The organism is Rhizobium sp. WSM4643 (genome assembly GCF_025152745.1).
Lineage (GTDB): Bacteria > Pseudomonadota > Alphaproteobacteria > Rhizobiales > Rhizobiaceae > Rhizobium > Rhizobium leguminosarum_I.
In genome coordinates this window covers 3,276,600-3,289,635 of the sequence record NZ_CP104040.1, presented here as the reverse complement: position 1 = coordinate 3,289,635, position 13,036 = coordinate 3,276,600, and the positions used below count along the sequence as shown (strand labels likewise).

The following is a 13,036-nucleotide window of genomic DNA, read 5'->3' as shown; positions in this document are numbered from 1 at the left end:
AGATTTTGGCGGCTTCCAGGTCAGACGGCCGCAATATAGGTTTTCAAGTAGGTGACCAGCGAAGCCCGGCCGGCCTCCGACGAATCTTCGTGAGACGGGCTATCCAGCTCTTCAAGCAGATAGTTCCTGAGATCGTCATCGGTATGTGCGACGTAGATACCCGGTCGGCCTGCGAGCTGACCCACCGTGGCAAGCTGATGATCGTTTCGGTGCTCGCCGAGCGCCGCCTGTCGGGGAACGAGAATGATCGGCTTCCCAAAACGCTTGGCCGTGAGCACTGTACCAATTCCCGCATGAGAGACGATGACCGTTGCATCGCGAAAGACCTTATCGAAGTCCTTAGGCTCGATATTCTTGATCCATTTCATATTCTGTGGCGTGTAACTGCCTCTGCCGATCTGCGCCAGAACCGGTTTGGACAGTTCCTTTGCAAAGGTGTCGACAGACCTGACGAGGCGATCAAACGGCAGCTGTGTTCCGACGGTGACAAGGATCAAAGGACAGCTCCTGCGTAATGGGGGCCATCCGGCCGCGACAGATGTTGCCATTGCGTGAGCCAGAGCGTTGCAATATGGCCAGCCAATTTACCCGATAGGGACAGCTTCTCGACATTGGCGACGCTATCGATCCAGATCGTCCGCTTGCCCGTCAATTTGCCGGCAAGCAGGCAAAAAAGCCCAGGCGCCGCACCGGTCGAGATAATGACGTCTGGCCTCTGCTTGATGACGATGGAGAAGGCGCTGAAAAAGCACCGGATCGACATTGCAATCGAGTCGCGGCTGCAATCGGGAAGGACCAGTCCGTCCCGAATGTCGTATTTTGCAAGCAGTCCCGGGATGGTCGTCGCAAAGACGATATCGCAGCCCTCGAATGCGCCGCGCATGGCCATCAGCTGCTCCCAGTGGCCGCCTCCCGACGAGGCAGCGAGAACCTTCAATTTTTTCTCAGCCATAGACAGGCATCTCCTATATTTGACCGATGAAGCGCGAAAAACCATTCGGTTCGAATAGCGGCTGTGTCACGATAGTTCAGTAGAAGTGTAGCATTTTTGGCCCGGTTGGTTGAAGCCTTGAAGTTCATGGACAGCCAATCACTCATGAGTTTTCATCTGGAAGATAATAAGGGTCAGAACTCTTCCAAGGGGCGCTCTTGCAAACAATATCAGAGAGCGGCATTGGGCTTGTATTCCTGATATGCATGTCCAAGAATTCCATTAACCATGCCCGCACCGCGCAGAACATGGGTGAGGGCTCGCATGCCCCAATAGGGCGAAATCAAGATCGCCGGCAGCATGAGCAGTCCAAGCACGACTCTGGTGGCGCCATAGGCCGCGCGATAGATCCGGCGCTTGAGGTTGCCATGCAGGACCTCGCTGACTGCGAAGGTATTGCCGAGCCGGTATTGTCTTTGCAATACCCATTTCCAGGTCATCCGGCTGGCAGGAACGATATCATGGACAAGCGCCTTATCAGCCCAGAAAACCTGCATGCCACGGCGAATGGCCTGATTGAAGAACAGATAATCCGTGCCCCCGGTGAAGCGCATCTTCTCTTCAAAACGCAGATTCCATGAGCGGATCAGGGGATAGTCGAACATGACGTTGTTCGAGGCGGCATAAGAAATGCGTTGGCCGTCTTTGTTCTTCTTGCGCTCGAACACCCTTGCCTTGATGAAATATTCCGGCGGGTTTTCGGGATAGACCGGTTGGACGGGGCCATAGACGCAATCGGCGCGGTTTTTCTTCCTTGTCTCCAGCATCGCGTCCAGCCAGCCGTCGACCGGCCATTCATCATCGTCGAGAAAGCAGAAGAGGTCGGTGCCGAGGGGCGCTGAATCCAGCGCGCGATTGCGCGCAAACGGTATGCCCTGGTTTTGTTCGATGACGTAGATCAGGTCGTAGGCACCAGTCTGGCCGAAACCCTCCACCGTGGCCTTTGCGCTGCCGGCCGCATCATTATCCACGATCACCATAGTGAGATGATAGGGGCGATCCGGATGCCTGACCTGGCGGGTCATCACGTCGAGCAGCTTGGCGATCCCGTCGAGGCGTCGATAGGTCAGCACGCCGACGGCGATATTCAACGGTGCGTTGCCTGCTTCTGTGACGACGGATGAATGCGGAAAAGTCTGTTGCTGATTCATGACTGTCCTCTCCGCAGCATATTTCCCAAACGTTTGCGCGCCGCCATCAAGGCCACTTCGGTTGCTGCAGCGCCGAACGGACCGCCGGCCACCGTGTTGCGAGCTTCGCCCCTGAGCTTCAGCAGCGATGTCGTTTCGGCAATGCCGCCGGCCACCAGGCTCTTGCCGAGTGTTTGCAGCCCGTCATAGCGGCGTGCCAGTTCCAGCCCAGTTGCGATCATGATCCGCGGGCGCAGCGTCTTTGCTCTGCTTGTACCCGTGTAGCGGTTCGACTCATGAATGCGCTGAAACGTCAGCGGTGTTTCGACGATCGCGCCGCGGCCGAGAAAGGCAGCAGCAAACTTGATATAATTGTCGCTGAGGACGACGTCTGTCGCGACGGACATCGGCAGGATCTGGGACAGCAGGTGGCGGCGGAAGCTCAAGCCCGATGTCGGAACCGGAAGCGAGGGAAAGCCGCCCCTGCGAAGCGTGTCCCGCTTGTCGAACAGTGTCACTTGCAGCGTTGCAGGCGGCAGGTCGCTTTCCTCGGTCGTCACCCGGTCGAAGCACCAGTCGATCTCATTGCGATCGTAGATCTCGGCGATACGAGCAAGTTTGCCGGGCAGAAACGCATCATCGGCATCGAGGAGAAAGAGGATATCGCCGCTTGCGGCCGCAAAACCCGCATTGAAGCTCGATGCCTGGCCGCCGTTTTCCTTCAATACCGTCAGGATCCGTTCCCCATAGGAGGCAAGGATCTGGCGGGAATCGTCGGTCGATCCGTCGTCGACCACCACCACTTCGAACTCCGGATAATCCTGCTCGAGTGCGCTATCGATGCAGGCGCGTAGATAGGTCGCGTAGTTGTAGTTGTTGATCAGAACGGAAATTTTCATGCCCATCCCCTAGCGATTTGTAACCGGTATCGACGGTGCATACCGCCTTACGCCCGCTCTATAGCCGCGCATATAGTAGTTCTTCCAGATTGCCCAGAACCGCTTCCTCGAAGAGGGCGTGGGATAGAGCAGGGCGGCGCGCAACGCCCATTGCGCGCTCTCGATCCAAGTCTTCACGGGTACACCCGCGATCCGCGGTCCAGTTGGGACATCCTGCGGAAAGAGCGCGGGTACGCCGTATCCAAGTCGTTCTCCGCGCTTCTGAACCCAAAGCTCATTCACGCTGGATGCGGGAATCCAGTGATGAACGACGGCCTCGGCGCAACGATAGGCTTGCACCCCGCGCGCCGAGAGGCGCATGATGATCTCCTGGTCTTCGCCCATTGCGAACAACCCTCCCGGTAGGGGGCCGAGATCTTCTCTATATCGAACGTCCGAACCGAGAGCGCTCCGTCGCACGATAGTGTTCGGTCCCCACACTTTCGTAGGATCGCAGGGCCCGCTGATCTGCTCGTCGACAATCGCAAAGGTCGATCCCATAGGAATCCATTCGAGCAGAGGATTTCCGGTCGGAAGATGCTCCCATTCGGCAACAATCCTGCCGCCAAAAATGCCATAGTGCGGGTTGGCATCCGCGCAAGCAGCAATTTCGCGAAGCCAATCAGGTTCGGCGCGTATATCATCGTCGGTAAATACGACAAGAGACCCGCCGGCTTTCTCAAGTGCGGCGTTGAGCGCGCTTGATTTGCCCGGCTGCGAATGTTTCAGGATCAAGATTGGCAGGCGCTCGCGATACGTCTCCAATAGATCCATTGTGTTGTCTCCGCTGTTGTTATCGACAGCAATCAACTCCCACTGATCAGGGGATAGATCCTGATGAACGAGGGATTCCAAGGTGTGCTTCAACCTGCGGCTTGCACCATTATAAGATGAAAAGACGACACTGATTTTAGGATCTGCCATGCCTCATGGACTCCTTTTCGAATCTACATTGGCGGGCCGCCTTATATCGATCGCCGGTGTAGTTTCTTGAAACGCCCTAAAACACCAGAAGCCATCTTGACCAACTCCGACTCAATCCCAACTTGCGATCGGCCACTCATCACCCAAAGCAAGGCGTGAACGCAGCAATAGACGCCGCCCCCAAGCAGGACGGTTTCGACAAGCATCTTGCCCGCGCCCAAATTGGTCGCTATCGGCGCCGAAAAATCTCGTAGCGTCAGGAGTGCTAACACCATGGCGCCGCCGCTGACCCATGACCGCCAGGTCACGAGCAACTGCCGCCATGGACTAAGCCCGGTCAAGGATCTGACGATATAGAAATTGACAATCGACACCACTACGCCTCCGGATATCACTCGAGCAACGAGCAGACCAACGAGGCCAAAGAAATAGAGGCCAGTCAGCACGATCGGCACTCTAAATATGAGGAGTACGATGCCCCTGTTGAAAAGAGTTCGGGTGGCGCCCAGAGCATAGGCAAGAGCGTTCGAGGGGCCGAACACGATCTGCATTCCAAGTACCGGTGCGATAAAGTGAATAACAGTGACGGCAATAGACCATTTGGGTCCGAGCGTCAGATACACGAAAGGCTCGGCCACCAACGCAAGGCCGACACCCATCGGAAAGCCGATCGCGAAAAGAGAAGCCTGACTTTTCTGGAAAGCTTCATTTAATCTCGCCTTGTCTCCAGTCAATTTTGCAAAACTGGGAAACAGGACCCGTTCCAGCGGCTGAAACGCGGATTGCGTAATCATAGCTGCGATATTGTTGCCGACATTATATGCGCCAAAGCTCGAAATTCCGAGCAGGCCGCCGGCAAGGAAGTTATCGAAGCGATTCCCGATAATCGTAACGAATTGATTTAGCGTAACCCAAACTGAAAAGTTGGTAAGTTTTCGCCACGAGGACAATGTGAAGTGGGGAATATAAGGCGCCCTAATATAAGTCGCGACAATTCCGGTAGTGGACGCGGCCACCGCACCTGCGACGATTGCCCAGTAACTCTCGGTAAACCAGGCGACACCGACGGCTACGACCAGTTGCGCGGTATAATTCAACGCCTCGTTTTTGGCGACCGTACCGAAATCGAGTTCCTTCGCGAAGGTTACGTAGTAGGGACTTCCTAGTCCGCTAAAAAGCGGGCGCACTGCGAGGCCCGTGCAAACGCCAATAAGCCTAGGGTCGTTATAGAGGTGAGCCATAACAAATCCACTGATCACCATAACAATCGCCAGCAAAAAGCCGCGAATTGCACTCAGCGTAAAAGCAGTATGGAAATCAGCCTCCTTGTTATCCTGATGATGAATGAGGGCATTTGCCAGAGACAAGTCCGTCACTGATGTCAGGATAATAAGTAATGTCGTGCCCAGCGCCACAAGACCAAAATCTGCGGGCACGAGGATACGTGCGAGGATTATCGTCATCGCCAGATTTGCGAGGCGGCCATAGAAGACACCTGTCATCAACCAGAACGACGCTTGGAGTGTCTTCGCTCCTATCCGCTTGGGTGCATTTGTCATGATGATGCCTGCTCTACAAATTTTGCGTCAATTTTTGCGTCATGCAACTGCGACGACAAGGATGCCTGGATGAGTGCGCCTGCCGACCAAGCCGATAAAGACTGTTCACGAATCTTTGGCGCGGCAGCTTGAAAGAATTCATCCAGATGCTCGGTGAATTCGAGTACGCGTTCGGTAAAGCTCACGGGTTCGATGTGCGATATGTCTGTTACCCATTGGCTCTGAGACAGACCGTTGTACAGTTCTGTGGTCTTGAATTCATATGAGATTGGAAGCACCGGCACCCCGGCACACAGTGATAAAATAGCCATGTGCATGCGTGTGGAGATCACGAAATCAAAATCGGCCACTTTTTTGAGGAGTGCATCGGGGCCATAAAACCCTGAATCAACGGAGACCGATTTTTGTGTCTCTGCATCCAATTCGTTAGCAATCCCCTGGGCGACAATGGAGTCATCATAGTGGTACTCGGCAATGCCCTGGCAAGTTGACAGAAACGTGACCTCTGCATTCTTTGTCTTCACCAGCGCTACAACTGCTTGAGAGATTGCATTTCTGTATTGAGCCATACCTTGCTGTGGCGAAAGTCCGTCAAAATGTGCCCAGTCACGGACGGATATAGCGACTTTGAGCTTTTTTGATCCCCCTGATTGCGGGCGCGCTGATAGACGTTCCATATCTGCAAAGGCAAAAACGCTATCTGATACAACTTTAAGACGATCATGCTTGACGCCGATAGCGCGCAAATTACCTTCGGATTTTACATCTCTCAAAAGGGTAAATCTGGCTTGATCGATGATAGATTTAATTCTGCTCTGGTTTTCCCGTTTGTTGAACGGGCCGAGTGACTGCGTAAACAATACCAGCGGCTTTCCAAGCATTAAATCCTTTTCGAATTCTTCAAGGCGAGATGAAATATCGTAGTGCTCAACGAGGTATGTCCCCCCTGTGGATACAATAAGGTCTGCCTTGGCGTAGAGTTCGATATTTTCGCGAACTTGCTTGTTCAGAAGCGGACTCCAGCCGACGCTTCCATTATTTCGCGCCGAACTCAGCAATCTCCGAAACTCATGCTTTTTTAAACGGTCGATATTGCGGCGCAACCGTATCGCGAAGCGCTTCCCAACGAATGGGAGCGAAATCGATGGTGTTGCTGTCAGAGTTGTTGTCAGCGGTCGAAATCTGATGTCAGGATAATATCGCGCTGCAACCTCTGGGTTACTGTCAAAAACGACAAATTCACTTTTCTCACCGAATGCGCGTCGCAAGATCCGCATTATTGCCAGCGCGATCGCCGCATCACCCGCGTTCAAACAAACGGTATTTTCTATCAAAATCAACATGACGACCCATCAGATCCTTTTGTTTGAAGCCATTAAAGCACTTGCTTAAATAGCATCATCTTATACTACTCAGAGCTGCGAGGAGTTTTTTGGCCTGCTTTTCTTCGTTATAATTTTCTTCGATAATATTTCGTCCTTCGCGTCCCATCGATGCGATCTTTTCGGGGTTCACCGCAAGTGTTTGCATTGCCGCGCTTAAGGCCTCAACATCGCGTTCAGAGACCAGCAGACCGGACTTTCCGTCTGCGACCAATTCCGGGATACCGCTGTGATGTGTGCTAATAACGGCAAGGCCTAGAGCCATGGCTTCCATGATCGCAACTGGTATGCCTTCCATATCGCCATCGGCAGCTGTCACGCTCGGCAGTACGAATACATGCGCTTCATCCAGGAGCGTGCGCACCTCGTCATGCTGAAGGCTTCCGTGCAAGACGAGACGGCTGCCTAGCTGATAATGGTCGGCGAGCGCGCGAATGTCATCGAACAGCGGGCCTGATCCGATCAAGTCGAGGCGGATGTCGAGATCGGGCTGGCTGGCGACCAGCTGGGCAAATGCCTCAAGAATATAGCGGTGCCCTTTCTTTTCGGTCATACGGCCCACTGAGATCAAGCGTAGTGGCTGGTCGGACCTTTTCACCCTTTCCCTGAAGCGAAAGGCCCTGCAATCGATGCCAAGGCGCTGGGTGCGGATCTTCTCTGGCGGCGCGCCGAGTTCGATCAAACGGCGGTGCCAGAGATCGCTGATCGGCAGCAGAAGGTCTGCTTGCTCGAACAGATCGTGGTATAGGTCGGCGCGCTTGTCCTGCATATATTGGGTAAGGTCATAACCATGAAAAACCACTGAAAGCGGCGCTGTGCCGAGTCCGAGCTTCTTCAGATCCGCCATGAATTGACCGGCAGGACCAAAATGGCAGTGGATCACCGGCCTCTGGCTTTTCGGTTGCAGTTTGGCAGCCACCTGGAGCTTTAGCGAAAAGGGCATTTCGCGCAAACCATTAGCCCGATTTTTCATGCTGGCACGGAGTGCAGCGCCAATGCCAACACCGCATTCCGTCATTGCTCGAGCAGCTTGCAAGACCCTTCTGGATCTGGGGGGGCGAACGCCCGGCGACAGCACAAAATCTACGGCGTTCGAGAAGCCATATTTTGCCGGCAGATCGGACGCCCCGACTTCCGCGTGGCGCAATGCGACAACCCGCACACCTGCCCCCTCATCACGAAGACTGCGCATCTCATTGAATACAAAGGTCTGGCTGAGCTCCGGATAGTTCAGACTGAAATAGACAACATTCAACTCGGTCGTCATCGTATTCATCAGCGAACACTGGCTCCCTGTATGGTTTCGGAATAAATTCTCTCGTAGTTTGCAAGCATCGAATCCATCGAAAACTGCTTTGCACGGTTACGGCAGTTCTCGCGCGACAACTGGCTCGCCTCAGTGAAAATCTGCTTGAAATTCACGTTCGCATTCCGCTCGACGAAAATACCGCTGTCCTTGTCGATGATTTCGGGTGCCGCACCGCTTTGATAAGCAACGATCGGCGTCCCACAAGCCAGTGCCTCCACGAAAGTCAGGCCGAAGGGTTCATCCCATTCAGGCAAAAATACCGCCACCGACGCTTTGCCGATGGCAAGTGAAAGCTCGGAATGATCCGCCAAACCATGATAGACTGCGCGTTCAGGATCCAACAGCGGTTTCACCATAGTCTCGAAGTACGACGTGTCTTCTGCCAAGCCGTATAACGAGATGGAAAATCCTGCCTCCAGGGCAGCTCGCACCGCCATATGCGGCGCCTTCTGGCGATTTATTCGGCCATACCATATGGCCGTTCTCTTCCGATCGGGTTGTTCGCTGAAATGCCAGCCATTTAGATCAACGCCGTTATAGGCGACCTTGCTTTCGATATAGGGGCGCCAAGATTCTTGTAGAAATCGCGAAACGCAAACGAAATCCGAGCCCTTTTTAGACCTCGCGGCCTTAGCGCCTTCAACCACTTCCTTGAAGACGGGCGTATGGATCGTCGTCACCACCGGAGCGCCCAGTCGATGCGCATTCGCTAGGGGGTATTTCGATAGTGAATTGTTGTGCACGATATCGAATTTGGAAGCGCAGACCACATCGATCATGTGCGAATATGCTTGATCCGCGATCCGGTTTCTTTGAAAGCGCCGATATTTTTCGATCCACCGCCCGTCATGTTTCTGCAGGTGCTCAGAATTCAGTACGGAGCTATCCACGATCGGGTGCAGAGGCAGTGAGCTGTCGCTATCTGATGCGGCGAAAAGTTTTACGTCATGCCCGCGGCTGACGAGCCCGCGCGTGAGGAACCACAATTGTGATTCAACGCCTCCTCGAAAAGGCTTTCCGATCGGATGCTGGATGGGTGCGATAATGGCAATCTTCATGCAGGATCGCCTTTCAAGGCGCCCCGGCTATCCTGCCCTAAAGACCTAATTTTCCTAAAGTTTCCAAGTCGCCTCCGATATTCCCATGCGGCTTTGAAACGCGTTTCGGCGTCGCCCATCCATCGCAGGAGAAAATATCTGAGAAAGGCATAAGCCATAAGCATCGTGGACTTGGCCGGAATTCCGAATACAAAGAGGGGCTCCTTGAACCAGGCGGGCATCGTCACTGGCTGTCCCAACCCATAGCGCTCCGCGCGCCCCAGTATCCATTTCTCGGAAAGATAATCAGCAGGGACGATGTGCCCGACAACGGCAGCATCGGTATGGTATGCCTTGGCATCGATACCGATGGCAAACATCGTATCCTGCCCCATTGCATATTGGGCAACACTCGCATTCGGCCCCAATCCGGCATTGGTGCGGTAGGCGTCGCCCAGGCTCGCTCGACGATAGGCGCAATTGGGACCGTGGACCCAGGCACTCGGTATTTCGCCCACCGGCACCTTCGAATTGTCGGCATAAAGGATATTGAGTGGCGCCCAGCTCAGAACCCATTCTGGAGGCGTCACGTCCCAAGCGGGCTTGATGAGGCCACTGAAGATATTGAAGTCGTGCCTCTCTTCCGACACCCGCAGAAACGTCTCAACCCAATCTGATTCGGGGATAACGTCATCATCAGTAAAGATGACAAGATCACCATCGAGATGCTTGAAACCGGTTTCGAGCGCATTTTCCTTTCCCTGCCTGGGCTCGAAATAGATCTCAAGCGGCAGCCGGTCCAAAAAGGCGTCGAGGATTTCGCGCGTATTGTCCTTGCTGTTGTTGTCGACGGCCACGATCTTCCACTGATCGCGCGGAAGCGTCGTCTTGGTCAGCGCCTCCAACATCCGGGGTAGCGTCTTTGCGCCATTATAGGTCGAAAAAAGGATGGTGACCTTTATCGTGCTCATATTGCTCTCTCAGACGCGTCCGAAGGCCGCTCAGCTTTTCTGGAATTCCGCATCGGGACGGTAACCGCTGTCTGGATCCATCCGGCCGTAGCGGGAGATTATTTTGATGTCGCTGCGGATAATCTTTGCCGGATTGCCAGCGACGAGCGAGCGCGGCGGCACGCTCTTGGTCACCACCGAGCCCGAGCCGATGACGGATTCGTCGCCGATCTCGATGCCGGGCAGGATGATGCTGCGGGCGCCGATGAAGCAGCGTTTGCCGATCCTCGTGTGAAGGTAGAGCCCGCGTGTGAGATCGTGGGTCAGAATAGCAGCCTCAAAGGCGACGTAAGTTTCCGCGCCGATATGCAATCCCCTAGGGTTGGTCTTGTCGAAACGCACGCTCAAGGAAAAGCTCGCCGTCGGATCGATGTCCATTCCCCAGAATTTCGTATAATAGAGCCACTTCGCCTTCACAAATCCGTTCCGTAGCGGCCGAAATACGTTCAGTCCCCACTTCGGCTTTTTTCCCGTCTGCACCATCAAGTCCGACCCCGGCTGGAAAATTCGTCTAGCACGGAACTGTAATAGTCCTCGAGCGTCCCCGTCTGACGACGTAAGTCGAAGCGCTCGGCCACCAGAAGCGGTGCCCGCGCGCTAAAGGCTGTCCACAGGGTCTGGTCGTTGAGCAGTCTTCCGACCGCGTCCGCCATTCCCGCGACATCCCGCTCCTCCACGAGATAACCAGTTTTCCCCTCTTCGATCGCTTCGCCGACGCCTCCCGAGCGAAATGCGACGACCGGAGTACCAACGGCTTCCGCCTCGAGATTTGCGAGGCCGAAAGCTTCGGCGTGACCATTGTCGAGGGTCACACTTCCATGGAGATAGAGCTCCGCACTGGCGAGCAGATCTCTTATCTCAGTCTGCGACAGATTTTCATGGATCGTGACGCTTGGCAAGGAACGACGCGCCAGTGCTTCGATTTCCTCCTTCAAGGGACCCTGGCCGACCATGACGAATTCGACCGGGGTGCCGGCGGCGGCCACACGCGAAAGCGCGTCGATCATGAAACGATGGCCCTTATAGTCGACGAAGCGGGCAATTGAAACCACGAGCCCTTTTTTTCGGGGGCGGGGTTCCATTTTGAAGAGATCGAGATCGATGCCGATATGATGGCGATAGACGCGTTCGGCTGGAAAGCCGAGGGCCAGCAGCCGGTCGCGGATGAAATCGGAAACGGCGATGTTCCAGCTGTTCCAGCTGGCCATCTCGCTCCGGCCCTTGGCGAAGAAACGCACCTGATTGAAGCCGCCCGGCTTTTTCGGGTCGCCGCGATAGGTGGCATCGAAGCCGTGAAACGTCGTGACGAGCGGCTTGCCGGCGGCCCGGGCCAGCGGGCCAATGACATAGCCGTTCTTACCGAAATGGGCGTGAACGAGATCGGCTTTGCCGATCGCAGGAAAGAGGAAGGGAAGGCCGATCTGCGGGATTTTCAGCAGCAGTTCACCGGCCCGCGCAATGGGAGACCGACGGATGTCATGAACCGGAACAGTGGATTTTTTTGTATGCGCCGAAGAAATTCGCGAGCCGGCAAGAATTTCAGCTTCGAAAGTACGAAACGCTACCGCCTGGTTGAGAACAAATGCCTGGCTGGCAGGCAAAAATTTTTCCACATAAATAACGGCTTTTTTCATGAATCTGTTCGCGTCTCCGTTGTCTTATGCATCACATCGCCTCTATTGCCCGCCGGACACCGTCAACCGCACTTCTTGGCGCATTATTTTCGTCGTAAAGATTAACACGCTTCGTGCAAGCGGCGGCGGGATCGGCCGCTTTCTCATCGCGCTCGCCGTATTTTTCCGACATGCCCCATACTGTCACGCCTTTCAAGTCGCCATGTTCGGCCGCCACGGTGATCACGTCACTGAAAATATCGGCGTAGGATGCCGGCGTGAGGGCTTTGTCGCGGTTCAGGAAGTGGCAGGACGCATCCAGTTCGGTGATGAAAACGCCGACACCCATGTCCTTCAACGCCGCACAGAAGCGCCCCATTCCTTCCGGATCGATCCGGTCGAGTCCGGGGCGGAAATGCGCTTGCAGCCCCACCGCATTGATCGGCGTTTTTTTTGCCACGAGATCCTCGACGATTTTCAAGATGCGCGCGCGCTTCTGTTCGAACACGTCGGATTTTTTCTCCAGATGCGTTTCGTTGAGTACCAGCGTTGCGTCGGGATTGGCCTGGTGCGCCATGTCGAAACTCATACGAATATAATCGTCGCCAAGAAGGCGTCGGAAAACACAATCCCGCAGATCCGGTGCATCATACTCCAACGGTTCGTTGACCACATCCCAAGCATCGATCGAGTTCTTATAGCGAGTGACAACCTGTTTTATATGACGGTTCATCGCCGCCTGAATGGTCTTTGCGTCCGTGATATCAGACACCCAGCCCGGGACGCGATACCAGATCAGCGTATGGCCATAAACCTTCATGTTGTTTTTGCGTGCAAATGCAACCATGCGGTCAGCACTGCCGAAGCTGAAAACGCCTGGTCTTTTTTCCGTCGCATTCCACTTCAGCTCGTTTCGCGGCGTTATCGAATTGACGTTGTCGATGTAGATCTCGGAAGCGATTGGATCGTTGATGTTTTGCAGGTCGATTGCCGATCCGAATCGGAACGACTTCTTGTCGGCAAGGGCGCGTAAGCCTGCAGCGGCAGGCACCTGTGCCAAGGCCTGGCCTGCACGAACATATAACAGCGCGAGCGGAAGCGAGGCGAGGAAACGTCTTCTATTCATTCTATCTCTCTCTGTTA

Annotated in this window: 13 protein-coding genes; all 13 read right to left on the bottom strand. The window is 54.6% G+C overall.

All coding sequences use genetic code 11. From position 1 onward, the window contains the following. Window positions 1-20 precede the first annotated feature (20 nt). The 13 genes from N1937_RS16525 to N1937_RS16465 all read right to left on the bottom strand — a co-directional run bounded on the left by N1937_RS16525 (window position 21) and on the right by N1937_RS16465 (window position 13,019). Window positions 21-497: a glycosyltransferase gene (locus N1937_RS16525; RefSeq protein WP_017965743.1), complete on the bottom strand. Its 477-nt coding sequence runs from the start codon at window positions 495-497 to the stop codon at window positions 21-23. Further along, window positions 494-952 (bottom strand): glucuronosyltransferase, encoded by a 459-nt coding sequence (locus tag N1937_RS16520; RefSeq protein WP_017965742.1) that lies wholly within the window; start codon window positions 950-952, stop codon window positions 494-496. Before N1937_RS16520 ends, N1937_RS16525 begins: the two co-directional genes overlap by 4 nt. Before the next feature lie 209 nt (window positions 953-1,161). Beyond that, window positions 1,162-2,142, bottom strand: coding sequence for a glycosyltransferase family A protein (locus N1937_RS16515; protein ID WP_017965741.1), 981 nt, complete (start codon window positions 2,140-2,142; stop codon window positions 1,162-1,164). Further along, window positions 2,139-3,020, bottom strand: coding sequence for a glycosyltransferase family 2 protein (locus N1937_RS16510; RefSeq protein ID WP_017965740.1), 882 nt, complete (start codon window positions 3,018-3,020; stop codon window positions 2,139-2,141). Before N1937_RS16510 ends, N1937_RS16515 begins: the two co-directional genes overlap by 4 nt. Before the next feature lie 9 nt (window positions 3,021-3,029). Next, a complete protein-coding gene (locus N1937_RS16505; protein ID WP_017965739.1) occupies window positions 3,030-3,983 on the bottom strand; it encodes a glycosyltransferase in 954 nt (317 codons plus the stop codon). A gap of 41 nt (window positions 3,984-4,024) precedes the next feature. After that, window positions 4,025-5,542, bottom strand: a complete 1,518-nt coding sequence (locus tag N1937_RS16500; protein WP_017965738.1) for a lipopolysaccharide biosynthesis protein — start codon at window positions 5,540-5,542, stop codon at window positions 4,025-4,027. Further along, window positions 5,539-6,885, bottom strand: coding sequence for a polysaccharide pyruvyl transferase family protein (locus tag N1937_RS16495; protein WP_260056569.1), 1,347 nt, complete (start codon window positions 6,883-6,885; stop codon window positions 5,539-5,541). The genes N1937_RS16500 and N1937_RS16495 overlap by 4 nt, the downstream gene beginning before the upstream one ends. Window positions 6,886-6,940: 55 nt before the next feature. Next, the gene (locus N1937_RS16490) at window positions 6,941-8,200 is read right to left on the bottom strand and encodes a glycosyltransferase (protein ID WP_260056568.1); all 1,260 of its coding nucleotides are present in this window, start codon (window positions 8,198-8,200) and stop codon (window positions 6,941-6,943) included. Then, on the bottom strand, window positions 8,200-9,291 hold the full coding sequence (locus N1937_RS16485) for a glycosyltransferase (RefSeq protein ID WP_260056567.1): 1,092 nt from the start codon (window positions 9,289-9,291) through the stop codon (window positions 8,200-8,202). Before N1937_RS16485 ends, N1937_RS16490 begins: the two co-directional genes overlap by 1 nt. After that, window positions 9,288-10,241 (bottom strand): glycosyltransferase, encoded by a 954-nt coding sequence (locus N1937_RS16480; protein ID WP_260056566.1) that lies wholly within the window; start codon window positions 10,239-10,241, stop codon window positions 9,288-9,290. The genes N1937_RS16485 and N1937_RS16480 overlap by 4 nt, the downstream gene beginning before the upstream one ends. 30 nt (window positions 10,242-10,271) lie before the next feature. Next, window positions 10,272-10,763 (bottom strand): acyltransferase, encoded by a 492-nt coding sequence (locus tag N1937_RS16475; protein ID WP_017965733.1) that lies wholly within the window; start codon window positions 10,761-10,763, stop codon window positions 10,272-10,274. Next, on the bottom strand, window positions 10,763-11,914 hold the full coding sequence (locus N1937_RS16470) for a glycosyltransferase (protein ID WP_222280976.1): 1,152 nt from the start codon (window positions 11,912-11,914) through the stop codon (window positions 10,763-10,765). The genes N1937_RS16475 and N1937_RS16470 overlap by 1 nt, the downstream gene beginning before the upstream one ends. 31 nt (window positions 11,915-11,945) lie before the next feature. After that, window positions 11,946-13,019 carry an endo-1,4-beta-xylanase gene (locus N1937_RS16465; RefSeq protein ID WP_017965731.1) on the bottom strand — a complete coding sequence of 358 codons (1,074 nt, stop codon included), beginning with the start codon at window positions 13,017-13,019 and terminating at the stop codon, window positions 11,946-11,948. Window positions 13,020-13,036 lie beyond the last annotated feature (17 nt).

Coding starts and splice junctions, on each gene's coding strand:
- N1937_RS16520 (WP_017965742.1), bottom strand. CDS start 952: ATGGCTGAGAAAAAATTGAAGGTTCTCGCTGCCTCGTCGGGAGGCGGC.
- N1937_RS16515 (WP_017965741.1), bottom strand. CDS start 2,142: ATGAATCAGCAACAGACTTTTCCGCATTCATCCGTCGTCACAGAAGCA.
- N1937_RS16510 (WP_017965740.1), bottom strand. CDS start 3,020: ATGAAAATTTCCGTTCTGATCAACAACTACAACTACGCGACCTATCTA.
- N1937_RS16505 (WP_017965739.1), bottom strand. CDS start 3,983: ATGGCAGATCCTAAAATCAGTGTCGTCTTTTCATCTTATAATGGTGCA.
- N1937_RS16500 (WP_017965738.1), bottom strand. CDS start 5,542: ATGACAAATGCACCCAAGCGGATAGGAGCGAAGACACTCCAAGCGTCG.
- N1937_RS16495 (WP_260056569.1), bottom strand. CDS start 6,885: ATGTTGATTTTGATAGAAAATACCGTTTGTTTGAACGCGGGTGATGCG.
- N1937_RS16490 (WP_260056568.1), bottom strand. CDS start 8,200: ATGAATACGATGACGACCGAGTTGAATGTTGTCTATTTCAGTCTGAAC.
- N1937_RS16485 (WP_260056567.1), bottom strand. CDS start 9,291: ATGAAGATTGCCATTATCGCACCCATCCAGCATCCGATCGGAAAGCCT.
- N1937_RS16480 (WP_260056566.1), bottom strand. CDS start 10,241: ATGAGCACGATAAAGGTCACCATCCTTTTTTCGACCTATAATGGCGCA.
- N1937_RS16475 (WP_017965733.1), bottom strand. CDS start 10,763: ATGGTGCAGACGGGAAAAAAGCCGAAGTGGGGACTGAACGTATTTCGG.
- N1937_RS16470 (WP_222280976.1), bottom strand. CDS start 11,914: ATGAAAAAAGCCGTTATTTATGTGGAAAAATTTTTGCCTGCCAGCCAG.
- N1937_RS16465 (WP_017965731.1), bottom strand. CDS start 13,019: ATGAATAGAAGACGTTTCCTCGCCTCGCTTCCGCTCGCGCTGTTATAT.